Origin of the sequence: Streptomyces vilmorinianum, from assembly GCF_005517195.1 — a bacterium.
GTDB lineage: Bacteria > Actinomycetota > Actinomycetes > Streptomycetales > Streptomycetaceae > Streptomyces > Streptomyces vilmorinianum.
The window spans coordinates 3,667,982-3,684,653 of record NZ_CP040244.1; the positions used below are offsets into that span (position 1 = coordinate 3,667,982).

Genomic DNA, 16,672 nt, shown 5'->3' on the forward strand with positions numbered 1-16,672 from the left:
TGTGTCGCGGAGTTTCGCGGCGACGGCGCGCGGGCCTGCGGCGCGTCAGTGGAGTGGACCAATGGACAGACACTGTGCGAGGAAACACGGACGCCGTGTGCCCGGTGTGTCGGCACCGGGCACACGGCGTCTCGCCCCTGCTGAACCGGTCGGCGCGGACCAGGGGCCTGTCTCTCGGATCCTGCCGGGCTACCGCGTCCCGACCGCGGCGCGCACGGCCCGCCGTGCCATGGCGCAGTCGTCGTGCAGCCGCCGCAGCAGCCGCCGCTGTTCCTCGCCGGGCGAGACGGCGCCCGAGGGAACGGGGACCGAGCCGGCGGGCGGTGCCTCCTTGATGGTGCGCTGCACCGCCGTCTCGTACGTACGGATCTCCCGCGTCAGCACGATCATCAGGTTCACCAGGAAGGCGTCCCGGGACGCGGGCCCCGCCTGCTGGGCGAGCTGACTGATCTGGCGCCGGGCCAGCGGCGCGTCACCGAGCACCGCCCACATCGTCGCCAGGTCGTAGCCCGGCAGATACCAGCCCGCGTGCTCCCAGTCCACCAGGACCGGGCCCGTGGGGGAGAGCAGGATGTTGGAGAGCAGGGCGTCACCGTGACAGAACTGACCCATGCCCTGGCGTCCGCCCGCGTGCGCCAGACCGTGCAGCAGCTTCTGCAGATCGTCCCGGTCACGGTCGGTGAACAGACCCAGCTCGTGATAGCGCGAGATCCGCGACGCGTAGTCCAGCGGAGCGTCGAACGTCCCGGCCGGGGGACGCCAGGCGTTGAGGCGTGCGATCGCCCCGAGCGCCGCCCGCAGATCCGTGCGGGGCGGAGCCTCCACGGGGTGGCGCGTCAGCGCCGCCGCCCGTCCCGGCATCCGCTCGATCACCAGCGTGCAGTTGTCCGGGTCCGCGGCGATCAGCCGCGGCGCGCGCACCGGGGGACGGTGCCGGACGAAGGAGCGATAGGCAGCTATTTCGTGCTGGAACCGCTCGACCCACGCGGGGGAGTGGTCCAGTAAACACTTCGCGACGGCCGTGGTCCGTCCGGTCGTTCCGACGATGAGTACGGAACGACCGCTGCGCCGCAGCACCTGGACCGGGTTGAACTCCGGGCAGATCCGGTGGACGGACGCGATCGCCATCCTCAACTGGGCGCCCTGGGGGCCCGACAGGTCGATTCTGCCGCTGAGCGGCTGAGCGGCACTGCCCGCCCATCGCCTCGCCCGGCCCGCCGGGACGACGGGGGCGAGATACGGTCCGCTGCCGGCCGGTACGGAACGGTGCTGCGGCCGGGGCGGGGCGGACACGGAGGACGATGCTGTGTACATGGAGGAGACAGATCCCTTCGTGTGCCGACGAGTTGCGTGCGTCGCCCCGCCCGGCCTCCGGTCCGCACCCTGGGGAATGAGGGCCGGTTGCCGGGGCGGGGTGGCGCTTTCCTACCTGACACCCGGGCGCGGGTGGCGGAACATTGAGCGCACCCTGGCGAACCCTGGCGAATAGTCGCCAGCCCTATGACAGGGGGTTACTGTCAACTCAGCCGAGAACCTGGGGGCTTAGACGTGACAGGAACAACCAACACCCGCCTGGCAGACCTCTTCGGCCTGGCCGGCTGGTCCAAGGGAGAACTCGCGAGACTCGTGAACCGGCAGGCGGCGGCCATGGGCCACCCCCAGCTGGCGACCGACACCTCACGGGTGAGGCGATGGATCGACATGGGGGAGACCCCGCGCGACCCCGTACCCCGGGTGCTGGCAGCACTGTTCACCGAGCGTCTCGGCCGTGTCGTGACCATCGAGGACCTCGGGTTCGTACGACACGGGCGCGCCGGGAAACGGCAGAACGTCAGGAACAACGACAACCCTGACGGGCTGCCCTGGGCGCCCGAGCGTACGGCGGCGGTCCTCACCGAATTCACGGGAATGGACCTCATGCTCAACCGACGCGGCCTGGTGGGCGCGGGCGCCGTGCTCGCCGCCGGCTCCGCCCTCAGCAGCGCCATGCACGACTGGCTCCACACCGACCCCGCACACGCCGCCACGGCTCCGCGCGCCAACGATCCCCTCCACGCCGACCCCGCTGGGTTCGACCGCTACGAGGCCGCCCCCATCGGGTCGGAGGAGATCGAGGCACTGGAGCGCTCGGTGGAGGTGTTCCGCGCCTGGGACGCCTCCCGTGGCGGCGGACTCCAGCGCAAGGCGGTCGTGGGCCAGCTGAACGAGGTGGGCGGCATGCTCGCCTACCACCACCCCGATCACCTCCAGCGGCGCCTGTGGGGCGTCGCCGCCAACCTGGCGGTCCTGGCCGGCTGGATGTCCCACGACGTGGGCCTCGAACCCACCGCCCAGAAGTACTTCGTCATCGCCGCGCACGCGGCCCGGGAGGGTGGCGACCGGCCGCGCGCCGGCGAGGCACTGTCCCGCGCGGCCCGTCAGATGGTCCACCTCGGCCGGCCCGACGACGCCCTCGACCTGATGAAGCTCGCCAAGTCCGGGTCGGGCGAGGAGGTGCTGCCGCGTACCCAGGCCATGCTGCACACCATCGAGGCCTGGGCACAGGCCTCCATGGGCAAGGGCCAGGCCATGCGCCGCACCCTCGGCGAGGCCGAGGACCTGTTCGTCTCCGACCGCTCGGACGTCCCCGCGCCGAGCTGGATGCAGAACTTCGACGAGGCCGACATGCACGGCATGCAGGCGCTCGCCTTCCGTACGCTCGCGGAGCACGACCCGACCGCGGCCGTCCCCGCACAGCGCCACGCCAAGCTGGCGATCGAGCTGCGCCGCAGCGGACACAACCGCTCCAAGCTCTTCGACTACATCTCCCTCGCCTCGGCCTGCTTCATCGCCGACGACCCCGAACAGGCCGACCGCTACGCCCGGCTCGCCCTGGTCTCCATGGGGGACACTTCCTCGCACCGCACCTGGGACCGGCTGCGCGAGATGTACCGGCTGACCGGCCAGTACGCCGGCTACGCCAAGATCGAGGACCTGCGCGAGGAGATCGCGCTCGCCCTGCCCAAGCCCGCCGCGAAGCGGCCGCGCATCGGCGACATCTGAGGCGACGCCGAGCCGAGGCGACCGGGCACCCGCACGCCCCGCCTTCTCGCACGCACCTCACATCCACCCCACCCCACCCACACCGTACGGACGAGAAAGGGCACACCGGCCGTGCCGGTATGCCCTTCGGATGCCCTGCTCGGCCAGCTTGGCCTGCTTGGTGGCGTGGCCCGTTTCGGCCGGTCTACCGACCGACCCGGACCACCATCACGCAGGCGTCGTCCTCGCGCGGTGCCTCACCGAACTCCTCCACCACCGACCGTACGCAGTCCTGAGCGTCCCGCGCCCCGGCCAGCCGCGGCGCAAGCGCGAGCAGACGCTGCGTACCCCCGTCGTCCATACCGCCGCGGCGGGTCAGCCCGTCCGTGTGCAGCATCAGCAGATCCCCGGGGAGCAGCCGTACCTCGGCCTCCTCGTACGTGGCCCCGGTCGTCGCTCCGAGGAGCACGCCGTCCGGCCGAGCCAGGGCACGCCCCGTCCCGTCGCGGAAGAGCAGCGGGGCGGGGTGTCCTGCCTGCGCCCAGGAGAGCTTCTGGCTCGTCGGGTCGTAACGGCAGCACATCGCGCTGCCCAGCGCCGGCTGCACCGAGGTCTCGAGCAGCTGGTTGAGATGGCCCATCAGCGCTCCGGGGCGGATTCCGGCCACGGCCATGCCGCGCAGCGCGCCGAGGAGCATGGCCATCGAGGAGGTGGCGGAGACACCGTGTCCGGTGAGGTCACCGACCGTCAGGAGCGCGTCCCCGTCGGGGAGCGCGAGCGCGTCGTACCAGTCGCCGCCGATCAGGCCGGTCGACGCGGCCGGCAGGTAGTGGCCCGCCACGTCGAGCGGCGCGCCCGGGCCGCCGTGCGCGAAGCGCAGGGAACCACGCCAGGGAGGCAGCACGGCCTCCTGGAGTTCGACGGCGACGCGGCGCTCGGTGCGCTCGATGTGGCGCCGGCGCTGGAGGCTGTCACGGGACTCGCGGACCGCGCGCTCACTGCGGCGCAGCTCGCTGACGTCTCGTAAGACGGCCCACATGGAGGCAGTGCAGCCGTCGGAGTCGAGGACGGGCTCGCCCATCATGTGCAGCGTGCGGACCCGGCCGTCGGTGCGGACGACACGGAACTCGCCGTCGATCGGCTTTCCGTCGATCAGACAGTCCGTCACCATCGCCTGGAGCACGGGCTGGTCCTCGGCGAAGACCACCGACGGGAGCTCGTCCAGCGACATCGGGCCGCTCTCCGGGGTCCGGCCGAAGATCTGGTACAGCTCCTCGGACCAGCTGACCTCGTCGGTGAGCAGATTCCACTCGGCGCTGCCGACGCGGCTCAGCAGGGAACCGGTGCGGGCGGGGGCCGGGCCGCCGTAGGCGGCGCCCGGGTCCGAGGAGATCTCGGCATCGAGCTCGACGGCCGGATCGGTCCACGGTTCCGCCTCGGGGGCGGCCGGGAGCTCGTCCGGGAGACCGGCCTTCAGCTGGCCCAAGTGGGCGCCCAGGTCGTCGAGTTGATGCACGGCGAGGTCGCACAGGGCTCGCTGCCAGCGGTTCTTCGGGTCGTCCTCGTCCACGGCGGCGTCCCGGCGCACGGCGTCCACGTCTCCGCGCAGGCGGCGCGTCTGCGAGATCAGCGCGTCCACGGTGTGAGGCTCGGGCGGCTGGGCGGGACGGTCCGCGAAGAGAGGGGACGGCATGTCGTACTCCGATACAGGCGCGACGCGGGCGAGCAGTGGAACGAGGCCCGGATACGACTGTTGCACAGGCGGAGACAGCCCGTAAGGGATTTGGCAACACTCGATACGGTGGTGCTTCTGGCATATGCCAAAGGCCCGCCGATTATCGGCCATCGGGGTGGTAACGGAAAGGGACGGTGGGAAGGTTACGGTGCTGGTGTGGTGAACGACGAGGTGCACACGGTGGGTACGGCAGTGCTGCTCGCGGCGGCCCCGGCGGGGCGGGGCCGGGCGGTGGACGCGGCGTCGGTCCTGCCCGCGCTGGCGGCGGTGCCGCCGAGCGCGCTGACCGGCACGCCGATGGCGACGGTCGTCGAACTGGCCGACCCGCTGGACCCCCAGACCGTCCTGACGCGCCTTCGGGCCGCCGCGGCGGCGCCGGGGCCGCTGGCGGTCTATCTCGCGGGTCAGGTGCAGCTGGACCGCCGCCAGCACCTGCCGCACCTCGCGCTGGCCCGCAGCACGGCGACGACGCTGCGGTACACGGGGCTGCCCTGGCACTGGCTGGCGGCCGAACTCGCCGTACGGCGGGCGGGGACGACGACGGTGGTGGCGGACCTGGTCGCGGACGCGGAGCTGTGGCAGCGCCTGGGGTCCGCGCCGGGGCTCCTGTCGCTGGGCCCCGGCCCGCTCCTGTACGGCCGGATCGCCCCGGCCCCGCGCCGCGGCGAGCCCGCGACGCCGGAGTACCTCCGCCACTTCGCCACGGTCTGGCGCACGGGCGCCCGCCCGCCACTGCCCCACCTCCACGCGGAGGCGGCGACCCAGGCGGGCCCACCCGACGCGCTGCTGCTGACCCCCGGGTCCGTCCTGCCGGACAACCCCCCGCCGCCCGCGGCCGGTTGGATTCCGTCCGCGACGCAGGGCCCCCAGGCCGGAACCGCGACTGCTCCGGCAGAGTCCCCTCCCTGGGAGGTGGGGAGCGGGCGTCGTCATGTCCCGGCCGGAGCACCTGCGCCCGCCCCAGGGGCAGTTCACGTTCACGGGCCGCCGACGTCTGAGGTGCCCGCGGCGGGCGGGGCTGGTGTGGCTTCTCCGGGCGTTCCGGTGGGGGCATCTGCTCGCGTTCCGGAGGCCGTTCACGGGCCGCCGACCGCCGAGGCGCCTGTACCGGGCGGGGCCGGTGTGGCTTTCGCCGGGGAGGTGGTGGACGCACATCCGCGCGTCTCCGTCGGGGCACCTGCGCGCCCGCCCGAGGCCGTTCGCCGGCAGCCGGCCGGTGCCGGCCGGTCACCTGTCCCGGCCGGGAACGTGCACGTGCCCGGGCAGCATCACGATCCCCACCCCGCGATCCTCGCCGCCGCGCAGGCCGGGCGGCACGGGGAGGCCGTGGCCGTGGCCGTGGCGTGGGAGCAGGACGCGTTGCGGCGGTACGGGGCGCGGTCGCAGGAGGCCGTGCACTGGATGGAGGTGCGGGCCGACCTCGCGCGGCTGGCGGGGGAGCCCGCCCGCAGCTGTGAGTTGTGGATCGGCGCCGCCCAGGCCCGGCTCGGCCTGCGCCAGGGCCCCCACGACCCCGACGTGGAAGGCGCCGTGGACCGGGCCCACCACCAGTGGGAGCAGATCGAGGACCCCGCCCGCGCCCGCGAGCTGGGCACCGCCCTCGTCGCGCTGCGCGAGCGCGTCCCGGGCCGCAAGGCCGGGGCCCTCGCCGCACTGCGGCGCCGGATGCCCTGAACCGCCCGCACCCGACACCCGAAAGGCACCCGCACGTGTCATCGCTCGCCACCGCCCAGCGCTCCCTCGCCGACCCCGAGGTCCGCCACCCCCTCTGGCCGCCGCTCACCGCCGGCTGCCCCGTGACCTCCACCGACGAGGTCGCGTACCCGCTGGACATCGACTACGCGTACGACCGGGTCCCCGCCGGGCTCTTCGAGCGCCCCGCCGCCCACGGCCTCGAACGCTGGGCCCCGCTCCTGCCGCCGCTCGCCGCGCCCGGACTCGGCGAGGGCAACACGCCGCTCGTCGCCCTCCCCGACGGCGTGTACGTCAAGGACGAGTCCCGCAACCCCACATGGAGCCACAAGGACCGCCTCAACCGTGTCGCGGTCAGCGCCGCCAAGGCGTCCGGCGCGCAGGGCATCGTCGTGTCCTCCTCCGGCAACCACGCCGCTGCCGCCGCCGCGTACGCCGCCCGTGCCGGGCTGCCGTGCGCGGTGTTCACCTCCCCGTTCGCCCCGCCCGCCGTCGCCTCCCATCTGCGCGCGTACGGCGCGACCGTCCTGACCGTCCCCCTCGCATCCGTACGCACCCTGATGCTCCGGATCGTCGACGAGCTCGGATTCCAGAGCGTCAGCAGCGTGACCGACACCGCCCACACGGGGCACCCCTTCGGTCCGGAGGGCTACAAGACCATCGCGTACGAGATCTTCCTCGACCTCGGGCGGCGCGCCCCCGCCGCCGTCTATCTCCCCACGGGCTACGGCGAGTTGCTCTTCGGCGTCACCAAGGGGTTCCAGGAGCTCGCCCGGCTCGGCCTGACCCGAACCGTCCCCCGCATGTACTCCTGCGAGCCGGCCGCCGCCGGCGCCCTCGCCGAGGCCGTGCGCACCGGGCGCCCCACCGCCCGGGTCCCGGTCGGCCCGACCGCCGCGTATGCCATCGACTGCGAGATCACCGGCCACCGCGGCGTCGTCGCCCTCCGCGAGAGCCGGGGCGCCGCGCTCACCGTGACGGACGAGCAGATGGCGGGCGCCCAGGCGGAGTTGGCGGCTCAAGGCCTGTGGCAGGAGCTCTCCGCGGCCGCCGGGCTCGCCGGTCTGCGCGCCCACGGCGCGCCGGAGGCGGACGGCCCGGTGGTCTGCGTCGCCACGTCCAGCGGCTACAAGGACAGCACGACCGCGACCGCCGCCTTCGCCCCGATGGACCCGGACTGGCCCGCGATCAAGGCCCGGCTCGTCCGCTAGGACGCCGACGCCGCGGGCGGCACCACCCGGATGCCGAAACCGTACGAGCCGATCGCCCCGGCGATCCCGACGAAGAGCAGTGCGTAGTGCTCCTGCCCGCGCGCGGTGGCGATGCCCCCGAGATCGAGCAGCGACTCCCGCGGCCAGCCCAGATCGGCCAGCAGCCCGCTCACCGTCCGCTTGGCCTCGGCGTCGTCCCCGGAGAGGAAGACCGTGCTGGGTCCCGCCAGCGACTCCGGGGCGATCATCACGGTCGAGTCGATCGTGCACAGCGTCTTGACCACCGGCGTCTGCGGGAACGCCTGCTGGATCTCCTCGCCGAGGCTGACCACGAGGTGCGACAGCGGGGGAGGACTGCCCTCCTCCAGGAAGCCCACGGCCACGTCGAGCAGCATCTTCCCGGCCAGGGCCGGCGCCCCGATCGAGGTGAGCAGCCCCACCGACGCGGTGCCGGGCGTCGCGTTGACCAGCACCTCGGCGTGCGCGGTGGCCCCGGCCGGGTCCTCGACCCGTACCCCCGCGTCGAGCAGTTCCTTCAGCTCCGTGAGCAGCTCCGTGTCCTCGGGGCGCCGCGACCCGAGGACGATGTCGTGGCCCGCGCGGGACCAGCCCGCCGCCAGCGCCCGTGCCACATGTCCCGTACCCAGAATTCCGATTCGCATGGGGACGACGCTAGGCCCGCCCGCGCCGGTGCCACATCGGACCATGGTCCGGCCCGTCCGGCGCGGAGACCTAGGGACGACGCCCTAGGCACGGCGCCCTAAGCCCTTCGCCCGCGGACCGGTCCGAGCTGAGATGATCGTACGTATGCACACCTCTTCCGCCACGGCCGACGCCCTCACCACCGAGCGGCTCCTGCTGCGGCCCGTGCGGACCGGCGACGTACCCGAGGTCACGCGATTGTGGACCGACCCTCAGGTCCGGTTCCACCTGGGCGGACCGGTGGCCGAGCAGATCGTACGGATCCGGCAGCGGCGGATCGTCGGGGCGCCCGGCGTCCACGCGGTGGTGCGCGCGTCCGACGGCGTGCTGCTCGGCCTGGTGACGGTGGAGCCCGACGCGCGGGACGGTGAGACGGAGGTCTCGTACCAGTTCCTGCCCGAGCACTGGGGACGGGGCTACGCGCGCGAGGCCGTCGCCGCCGCAATCGGCAAGGCGCTGGAGACCACGCCGAGCGTGATCGCGGTGACCCAGGAGGCGAACGACCGCTCGCGCCGCCTCCTGGAGGCCGTCGGCATGGTCCACGTCGCGTCCTTCGTGGAGTTCGACGCCCACCAGGTGCTCTACCGCAAGAGCGGCGCCTGAGTCTCGTCGCGCCCCCTCAGCGGACCTTCTCGCCGGCCGCCAGCTTCCCGATCATCCGCTCGAGCCGCTCCGCCCGGTTCTTCGGCGTGCGCGCCTGCCACAGCCGCAGGATCACCAGGTACTGATCGGTCTTCCCGAGCCCCTCGTAGAAGGCCCGTGCCCGCTCGTCCGCCGCCAGGGCCGCCGCGAGGTCGTCCGGTACGGTCGCCTCCGCCTGGGACGGGTACGCGGCCGCCCACCGGCCGTCGGCCTGCGCCGCCCGCACCTCGGCGAGCCCCGGCTCCCGCATCCGCCCGGCGGCGGTGAGCGCCTCGACCTTGCGGACGTTCACCTGCGACCAGAGGCTGCGCGGCCGGCGCGGGGTGTACTTCTGGAGGTAGTGCTCCCCGTCACCGGCCCGGCGCTGCCCGTCGATCCAGCCGAAGCACAGCATGCAGTCCAGGATCTCCGGATTCGTCAGCGACGGGACACCGGAGCCCTTCTTGGCGACCTTCAGCCAGACCCCGGGCGCGTCCGCGTGGTGCGCCTCCAGCCAGGACTCCAGTTCCTCGGTGTCCGTCGCCGTCATGACCGCGAGCCCCTCGTACGTCTCCACGGGACTGCCCCTCCGTCCGGTCCGTGCGATGCCGTCGGCGTCGCTGGGGAACACGATAGGGACAGCGGTGCGAAAGCGGCCGCGTGGGGCGCACGCCGTCAGAAGCGGGCGTGCGTGGTGATGTCGGACTCGAACTGAGTGATCATCTCCGGGGTCACCGTCGGGCGGCACTGGCCGATCGCCTCCAGGTAGTCCGCCGTGCTCGCTCCCGGGAGCCGCTCGTCGGCGCCGGCCCGGCCGCCGACGGAGACGAGATCGCGCTCGAAGGAGTTCTGCGCCGCGATCCGCGCCGCGTGCTCGATGTCCGCCGGCGTGAACAGATCGCTCGCCGCGACCAGTTCGTCCACGTCCACGTCCACCCGGCCGTCGGTGTAGCGCGACCAGATCGCGGCCCGGGCCGCCTTGTCCGGCGTACCGATCGGGATGAGGTAGTCGAAGCGGCCGGGGCGCAGGAAGGCCGGGTCGAGGGAGCGGATCGAATTCGTCGCACAGACGAGGAGCCGCTCGTCGCGCTCCCGGAAGCCGGGTATCAGCTTGAGCAGTTCGTTGGTCACCCCGTGCATGCCGCCGGGCTGCGCGGGCTCGGAGCGAACCGGGGCGATCTCCTCGACCTCGTCGATGAAGACCAGGACCCGCTCCAGCTCGGCGATCCGCGCGAACGCGGAGCGCAGCGCCGCCGCCAGATTGCCCTCGTCGGCCAGCCGGGAGGGCAGGATCTCCACGAACGGCCAGCCGAGCCGTGAGGCGATCCCGCGGGCGAACGTCGTCTTGCCGGTGCCCGGCGGGCCGAACAGACCCACCGCGCGCGGCGGCCGCACACCGTGCCGCGCCGCGCGCTCCGGCTCGGCGAGCGGAAGGACGACACGCCGCTCGATCAGGTCCTTCTCGCGCTCCATGCCCGCGACCTTCGCCCACAGATCGCCCGGAAGCAGCCGGCCGCCGAGGTCCTCGAGGAGGTTGGCCGCGGGCCCGTGCAGCGGCTCGACCTTCTCGAAGTAGGCGACGGCGGGCTGGCGGGTGTAGCCGGCGTTGAGGAGACCCTCGCCGAGCAGGTCCTCCTCGGGCAGGACGTACGCGATCCGCCCCACCCTCGCGGCGACCAGCCGCCGCTCCAGCTCGACCAGGAGGGCGCTGGCAAGGCCGCGGCCGCGCCACGCCGAGGAGATCGCGATCCGCATGACCCACGCCCGCTCCCCGGCGACGCAGGCGAGCGCCGCTCCGATGGGGATGCCCTGGTGGACGGCGACGACGGCCGGCTGACGTGAGGTCAGGGCGCTGATGCACTCGGCCAGGGAGAAGACGGACTCCTGCCCGAGCTCGGCCGTGGTGTCGATCAGATGGACGACCGCGGCGAGATCGCTCTCGCGGTAGTCATGGATGAGCCAGTTCACCGGTACCGCCCCTCGTTCGTGCATGTTCGAACCGTTGCGACGAGGCTAGGCACGGGGCGGGACGCGGGTCGTGCGCCACTGTGCACAAGGAGGCCGGGGCAATGCTACGAACCGTCACTGGTCAGATGGTGCCCGGAATGCGCGAAGCCCCCGGAAGAACCTTCCGGGGGCTGTCGGGACTACGCAGCTCAGTACGCGGGCGCGAGCTTCGGGTTCGGGCCGTGCGCGTTGTCGGTCTGGTTGCCCTCGGTCGCGTAGAACACGATGAGGATGATGGCACCGACCAGCGGGATCAGACCGATGAGGATCCACCAGCCGGAGCGGCCCGTGTCGTGCAGCCGGCGGACGGAGACCGCGAGGGTCGGGATCAGCACCGCGAGCGTGTAGATCAGGCTCAGCAGCTGAATGCCGAGCGCGCTGTCGATGATCGACAGTACGATGCTGACGATCACGCTGAACAGCGTGAACATCCAGAATTCCTTACGGCGCGCACGGCCGTTGAATACCGCGTACTTCTTGAGAACGTCGAGGTACCAGTTCACTTCGTCCCCCCAAGGACTGGGATGTGAGCGGGAGCCTGTCCCTGTGGAGCAAGCTTACGCAGAACTTATGTGGCCGAAACGCCGCTGGTCAATTCGTTACCTGAAGAGGGACGTTGATGGCCGAAGTGTCTGGATTTGCGTACGCGGACGGGCGCGAGCGCGCCAACGGCGTCGCATCCTGATGCAGAGGACGCGACGCCGTTCGGCGAGAGGATCAGAACTTCATCCGGTTCTCCTCGACTTGCTCATGAGCAGGCCGCCCGCCGTGAGAGCGAAGAGGCAGACGCACGCACCGGTGATGACGTTGCTCAGGATCGGTCCCGTGCCGGCGTCGGCGATGGCGACCACCCAGGGAGCGATGATCAACCACGCGCCGAGCGCGAGGACGACGAAGTTCAGGTCCTGGGACCGCTCGGGGGCCATGGACATACACAGACCGAGGACCGCGAGGGCGATGCCGGTGACCAGGTTGCTGATGGCGAGTTCCGGAAGAGCGGCCGAGAAGTGGACCACATATCCGGAAACCGCGGCGTAGATACCGGCGAGGATCACCAGCTCCTCGACCGCCGCGACACCGCGGGTCTGCAGCATCCGCGAGTAGCGTTCCCGCATTTCCGTCGCGTCGGGGTGTCCCCTGATATCACCAGGACGGTGAGAGACGTCAGACATACGACTCGCCTCCTTCTGGCGTCTTGCACGTCTGATCGCGCTTGCGGCGTGGTGCCGCGGTTTCATTGTGCGCTTATCTGGCCTTTATGTGTAGATCTGTCCGATAAGGGATCCGCACAGAAAACGGCTGCCGGGAATGGGCGGAACTGCCAAAGAGGTGGCCGTTCCGTGAATGTCCGGTGAAAAGTCACGCGGTCCCACGCATGCGTATACGGGAGGGGCGCTCGGCGTCACTCGGAGGTGTAAGGCCGGGTCAGGATCTCCATGTTGTGGCCGTCGAGGTCGTCGAAGTAGGCGCCTCGGCCACCGAAGAGATCGTTGGTCCGTCCCGGATCCGTGTGCTGCGGGTCCGCGTAGTACGTCACCCCGGCCGCCTCCAGCCGCGCGATCATGGTGTCGAACTCCTCCTCCGGCACGAGGAAGGCGTAATGCTGCGAGGCGATCGGCTCGCCCGGGTTCTCGTAGAAGTCGAGGGTCGCCCGGTTGCCGGTGGTCACGGGAACGAAGGGGCCGAGAGGCCTGCCGACCTCCAGACCGAGGATCGAGGCGATGAACTCGGCGGAGCGTCGCTTGTCGGTGGCGTGGACGACGGTGTGGTTGAGCTCGGCGGTCACAGGGGTCCTTTCCCTGGTGTGAACGGTGTCTTCCGGAACCGACGGTGGGTGCCACCGTCGGTGGTGCACGACCTGCGTCGTGCGTTGTGCGCGGCATCCTCACGCGCGGAAGACGACCAAGGCGGGCCTCGCGCCCGCCCGGCGGCGGTCACGCCAAGGCCGGGTGCCTTACTCGATCACGGCCCATGGCCGACCCGGCAGTCATACGAAACACGCTAACCCTTGATCGCCCCGCGGGGCAACGCCGAAAATCCGTCACCCTCGGCAACTGGGCGTGCGGTGCGGGCCGTTCGGCGTAGCCTGGAAGTGGACTCGGGGCTGTCACGTCACACCGCCGGGAGGCGGACAATCATGGCCGGAATCGTGTCCAGAAACTTCGACTCCGCAGATGAGACCCGTCCCTTCGAGGGCGGTAAGGGCAGGCTGGACCTGGTGAACACGGACCGCGGCTCGGTCGGCCGGGCCGTGTTCGAGCCGGGCTGGCAGTGGTCCAAGCACGTCAAGCCGATCGCCGGCACGGAGAGCTGCCAGGCCTCCCACGTCGGCTATGTCGTCAGTGGCCGGATGAGGATCGTCATGGACGACGGCGAGACGGCAGAAGTGGGCCCGGGCGACTTCATGGCCGTCGAACCAGGCCACGATGCCGAGGTCATCGGCGACGAGCCCTGCGTGGCCCTGGACTGGGTAGGTTTCGGCGACTACGCCGTACGCAAGGGCACCTGACCGCACCGGCGGCCCATGCAGTTGCTCCTGTGAGCTGCGGAGATCGTTGCCCCGCGTGTGACGGGGCGGGGCGCGGGCCAAGCAGGTGCGGATCCCAGGCCGCCGTGCTGGTCGCGCACACCGGAGGGTATCCGGCAAGAACTATCGGCCCACCTCGCCGTCCACCACGCAATCCGCCGGTTCACCCACACAGCGGCGCTCGCCCGTCCAGCCGCGGACACCGCAGCATCCCTTCTCAGCTCGGAGCGACCACCGCCAAGCTCGGCCGCTCCTTCACCGAGGCCGGGTGGGAGGCACGCAGGCGCCTGCGTCCGGCCCGCCGCAGGCGGGTCTGCCTACGCGTGATCAAGAAGACGAGCCGATGGCCGGTGCTGAGGAGCCGCGCCCGCGCGACACCGTGCAGCCTGGCCGCTGGGCCCGCTCTCCGCCCGCGAAGCCGAAGAGCACCCACCGGGGCGGACGACCGGCGGTGGTGCCGGATCGAGCCGCTGATCCGGTTCGTGGGCGGCCGTGGGCCGATCACCGTTCACCGTCGCACTCTTGAGGCCATCGCCTGCCGTCGGCGGAGAGCTGAGCGGGACCGGCCGCGCCCGATACGGCAGCAGGGTCCGGACCGCGCGTCGCGGTCCGGACCCTGCCCCGAGCGATGCCGCCCTGCGGCGGCGGTGCGTCAGCTCTGTGCGGTGTCGTCGCTCGCCTGCGCGGCGTCCTCAGCTGCGCGTGCCTTCTCGCGCATCTTGCGCACCAGCTCCGCCTTACGGTCGGCTGCACCCTTGCGGTCGAGGTTGCGGTGCGGACCGTTGTTCTGCCGTTCGGCGCGGGACAGCTTCTTGCGCTGGCCACCGCCCTGGCCCACGGGATTGTTGATGTTCTTGCTGTCGGTCACGGGTTCTCCCGGTAATGATGTGAAGTGATCTACGGATTCATCGGTGGGGGACGGGCGGCGACGTCGAAGGACGTCAGCGGGGGCCCGTCACGCTCTCACTCGTAAATCGGCGTCTGGAAGAACATGACAAAGACGTTACCCGGTTCCGTCGGCCCCGCGCGCCAACCTTTGGCCTGAGCTGGGCGTTAGCCTCAGCGGCACTGGCTCAGGTACCGGTCGACCGGGCCGAGCGGAGTTGAGTGCGCAGAGCAGGCAGCCGGGCGCAGTCGTCGGGTTCGGCCAGGCTCTCGCCCAGGGCCAGAAGCGAGAGGATTTGCACCGGGCGGCCGGCTGTGGCCGCGGCCTCCAGCTTGTGGTGGCCGTCGAGGAGGAAGTGGGTTAGGCCCCAGTGCTTGTAGTAGTCGGCCGACATGTCGATGGCGGGTTCGCAGACGTCCAGCGTTGAGACCGCCACGGCCGTCGGGACCGTTCCCCTGCTCATGAGTTCGATGTACTCCTCGACGCGCTCCCTCGCATTCCACGTCGGGGGAACCATGGGCACGACGAACTCATAGAGGTGAGCGGACGCGTCGACTGCGGTCTCGAAGGTCCGGTAGTAAGGCGTATGCGGGTACTCCGGCAGGCCCCAGAACTGGTCGAGTCCCCACGTGGTCACCTGCTCACCGCTGAAGTAGTCGCCTTCCCTGCCAGGGATGACTAGACGAGGCTCCACCCGCAGCAGCACCGGGAGGTACTCGCCTTCCGGGAGCAGCGCGCCGAACGCATCGATCACGCCCTCATCGCCCGGATCGGCCAGCGCGCCGGTGAGTCGATCCTGCACTCCGTCCAGCGACAACGTCTGCCGCGCAGTCTCCAGTCGGCGGAACAGGAACGGGCATGTACCGCACCAGTAGCTGAGTTCGAAGGCGGGTTCCCCGTCGACCACGAGCAACCTGCGCCCGAGTCTGCCCCCGGGCTCCTGCGGCTCCGTCTCGAAGTGCAACCGCGCCTCTGGGGCAGGGCCGCCGAGCCTGCGGGGCTCGCCCGATCTGATCATCACGGACCGACCGTACGGGACGCTGTGGATCGGCTCCACCGACTACTGAGCGCGTATCTGACCGGTTGGGCCAACTAGAGCGCCAAGTCACACCCCCGCTGCCGGGCGGCCGGCAGGGCGGGCTGCTTCGGCTTGCTCTCCTGAGCTGTGAAGCCGTCGCGCCGTCGGAGGGGGCCTCTCCGTCTGGAATGGAACCGGGGAATTACGCTGGCACCCCTTCCGACCGCGCAGGGAGCAAGGTGCCGCCGTCCTTCGTCCACCGGATCGCCAAGTACGACCCCGCCGACCGTGACGAACACGGCCACTACACCGGTGCCGAGGAGGCGGTCAGTGACCAAGGGCCCGTCGAAGCCGCGTACCTCGCGGCCATCGCCGCCTTCGCGGAGGCCTCGGCCATCGATCGGCTGGAGATCCGCGAGCCCGCAGTCGCCGGTTTCGTCCACTTCGGCGTGGAGCCGTCGGATGGGGGGCATGGCCTCGGCGGGCTCTTCCCGCCCGACCTCGCCGGCTACCACGACGGGGCCGAGGTCTCCCTTCCGGTCGCTCTGGAGCTGGTTCGGGCCATGCTCCGCGACCACGGTGCCTGGTGTCGCCTGGAGGCGGGGGACGTGTTCACCGTGCATGTCGGGTGGGACCAGTACGTGTATGTGGGCAGCGACCGGCTCTGCGCGGACGCCGTGGCCCGTACACGGGAACTCGGCCTCTTCCCGGAACCGATGACGACCTCCCCCTACGCGGCGGAGCTGCAGGAACCGGACGTGACGGAGGCGGCCGACGAGGGGTTCTGGGCGCGCGTGCGCACGGCGCTGGCCTCACGGAAGGCTGTGCTCCTGGAGGAGGGCTACGTCCGCAACGCTGCACGCTTCCACCGCCTCACGCCGGAGAACCTCGACGCGGTGCGTACCGGTCTCAGCCCGCGCGCCCTGTTGACCGTCTGGCCCGACCTGAACCCCGATGTCGGCGCGGTCCTCGCGACGCTGCCAGAGGAGGGATCCGCGGAGTTCGTCTGGGAGGCACAGGACGGGACGATCAGACATGCGATCGTCGACGACACCGAGTACCAAGAGCTCGCCACCCTGATGGCCGGCGCCCGGGCGGCATGCACCCTGCCCATGTGCCTCGACGAACGCCCCCCGCTTCTTTGCGCCGCCCTGCCCGACAGCGACGGCGTGCTGCGCGCCCGGTGGTGACCCGGTTCACGCCGGGTGGCCACAGACGACAGCTCGACTGCCCCGGCGTCTGCGTCCCGAAC

At 71.4% G+C, this 16,672-nt stretch carries 16 protein-coding genes; 6 read left to right on the plus strand and 10 right to left on the minus strand.

The features are described 5' to 3' along the window. Positions 1-189 precede the first annotated feature (189 nt). Positions 190-1,314, minus strand: a complete 1,125-nt coding sequence (locus tag FDM97_RS17320; RefSeq protein WP_137991315.1) for an aminoglycoside phosphotransferase family protein — start codon at positions 1,312-1,314, stop codon at positions 190-192. A 234-nt stretch (positions 1,315-1,548) separates the two neighbouring features. Here FDM97_RS17320 and FDM97_RS17325 point away from each other — a divergent pair, with 234 nt between their 5' ends. Next, complete coding sequence (locus tag FDM97_RS17325) at positions 1,549-3,042, plus strand: DNA-binding protein NsdB (protein WP_137991316.1); 1,494 nt, start codon at positions 1,549-1,551, stop codon at positions 3,040-3,042. A 184-nt stretch (positions 3,043-3,226) separates the two neighbouring features. On the opposite strand, the gene FDM97_RS17330 is transcribed toward FDM97_RS17325, so the two are convergent. Further along, on the minus strand, positions 3,227-4,714 hold the full coding sequence (locus tag FDM97_RS17330) for a PP2C family protein-serine/threonine phosphatase (RefSeq protein WP_137991317.1): 1,488 nt from the start codon (positions 4,712-4,714) through the stop codon (positions 3,227-3,229). Between the two features lie 198 nt (positions 4,715-4,912). Between FDM97_RS17330 and FDM97_RS17335 the strand changes: the two genes are divergently transcribed. Both FDM97_RS17335 and FDM97_RS17340 read left to right on the plus strand, forming a co-directional pair. Further along, on the plus strand, positions 4,913-6,430 hold the full coding sequence (locus tag FDM97_RS17335) for a hypothetical protein (RefSeq protein ID WP_137991318.1): 1,518 nt from the start codon (positions 4,913-4,915) through the stop codon (positions 6,428-6,430). Between the two features lie 35 nt (positions 6,431-6,465). Next, the gene (locus FDM97_RS17340) at positions 6,466-7,659 is read left to right on the plus strand and encodes a threonine synthase (protein ID WP_137991319.1); all 1,194 of its coding nucleotides are present in this window, start codon (positions 6,466-6,468) and stop codon (positions 7,657-7,659) included. Here the strand turns inward: FDM97_RS17340 and FDM97_RS17345 are convergent. Then, positions 7,656-8,321 carry an NADPH-dependent F420 reductase gene (locus FDM97_RS17345; RefSeq protein WP_137991320.1) on the minus strand — a complete coding sequence of 222 codons (666 nt, stop codon included), beginning with the start codon at positions 8,319-8,321 and terminating at the stop codon, positions 7,656-7,658. The two genes, FDM97_RS17340 and FDM97_RS17345, sit on opposite strands and share 4 nt — an antisense overlap. A gap of 145 nt (positions 8,322-8,466) precedes the next feature. Between FDM97_RS17345 and FDM97_RS17350 the strand changes: the two genes are divergently transcribed. Further along, positions 8,467-8,964, plus strand: coding sequence for a GNAT family N-acetyltransferase (locus FDM97_RS17350; RefSeq protein ID WP_254705628.1), 498 nt, complete (start codon positions 8,467-8,469; stop codon positions 8,962-8,964). 16 nt (positions 8,965-8,980) lie between these two features. On the opposite strand, the gene FDM97_RS17355 is transcribed toward FDM97_RS17350, so the two are convergent. The 5 genes from FDM97_RS17355 to FDM97_RS17375 all read right to left on the minus strand — a co-directional run bounded on the left by FDM97_RS17355 (position 8,981) and on the right by FDM97_RS17375 (position 12,775). Beyond that, a complete protein-coding gene (locus tag FDM97_RS17355) occupies positions 8,981-9,532 on the minus strand; it encodes a YdeI/OmpD-associated family protein (RefSeq protein WP_137994865.1) in 552 nt (183 codons plus the stop codon). 125 nt (positions 9,533-9,657) lie between these two features. Beyond that, entirely contained in the window at positions 9,658-10,950 is a 1,293-nt protein-coding gene (locus FDM97_RS17360; RefSeq protein ID WP_137994866.1) for an ATP-binding protein, read from the minus strand. Positions 10,951-11,138: 188 nt separating this feature from the next. Then, complete coding sequence (locus tag FDM97_RS17365; protein WP_137991322.1) at positions 11,139-11,492, minus strand: DUF805 domain-containing protein; 354 nt, start codon at positions 11,490-11,492, stop codon at positions 11,139-11,141. Between the two features lie 222 nt (positions 11,493-11,714). Further along, positions 11,715-12,083: an SPW repeat domain-containing protein gene (locus FDM97_RS17370; RefSeq protein WP_254705629.1), complete on the minus strand. Its 369-nt coding sequence runs from the start codon at positions 12,081-12,083 to the stop codon at positions 11,715-11,717. Positions 12,084-12,391: 308 nt separating this feature from the next. Continuing rightward, positions 12,392-12,775, minus strand: coding sequence for a VOC family protein (locus FDM97_RS17375; RefSeq protein WP_137991324.1), 384 nt, complete (start codon positions 12,773-12,775; stop codon positions 12,392-12,394). 351 nt (positions 12,776-13,126) lie between these two features. On the opposite strand from FDM97_RS17375, the gene FDM97_RS17380 reads away from it, so the two are divergent. Beyond that, positions 13,127-13,498, plus strand: coding sequence for a cupin domain-containing protein (locus tag FDM97_RS17380; RefSeq protein ID WP_137991325.1), 372 nt, complete (start codon positions 13,127-13,129; stop codon positions 13,496-13,498). 670 nt (positions 13,499-14,168) lie between these two features. On the opposite strand, the gene FDM97_RS17385 is transcribed toward FDM97_RS17380, so the two are convergent. Both FDM97_RS17385 and FDM97_RS17390 read right to left on the minus strand, forming a co-directional pair. Continuing rightward, the gene (locus FDM97_RS17385; protein WP_137991326.1) at positions 14,169-14,384 is read right to left on the minus strand and encodes a DUF6243 family protein; all 216 of its coding nucleotides are present in this window, start codon (positions 14,382-14,384) and stop codon (positions 14,169-14,171) included. A 205-nt stretch (positions 14,385-14,589) separates the two neighbouring features. Next, complete coding sequence (locus FDM97_RS17390; protein WP_137994867.1) at positions 14,590-15,420, minus strand: hypothetical protein; 831 nt, start codon at positions 15,418-15,420, stop codon at positions 14,590-14,592. A 239-nt stretch (positions 15,421-15,659) separates the two neighbouring features. Between FDM97_RS17390 and FDM97_RS17395 the strand changes: the two genes are divergently transcribed. Beyond that, a complete protein-coding gene (locus FDM97_RS17395) occupies positions 15,660-16,610 on the plus strand; it encodes an RNA-binding protein (protein ID WP_175439150.1) in 951 nt (316 codons plus the stop codon). The last annotated feature ends 62 nt before the right edge of the window (positions 16,611-16,672 follow it).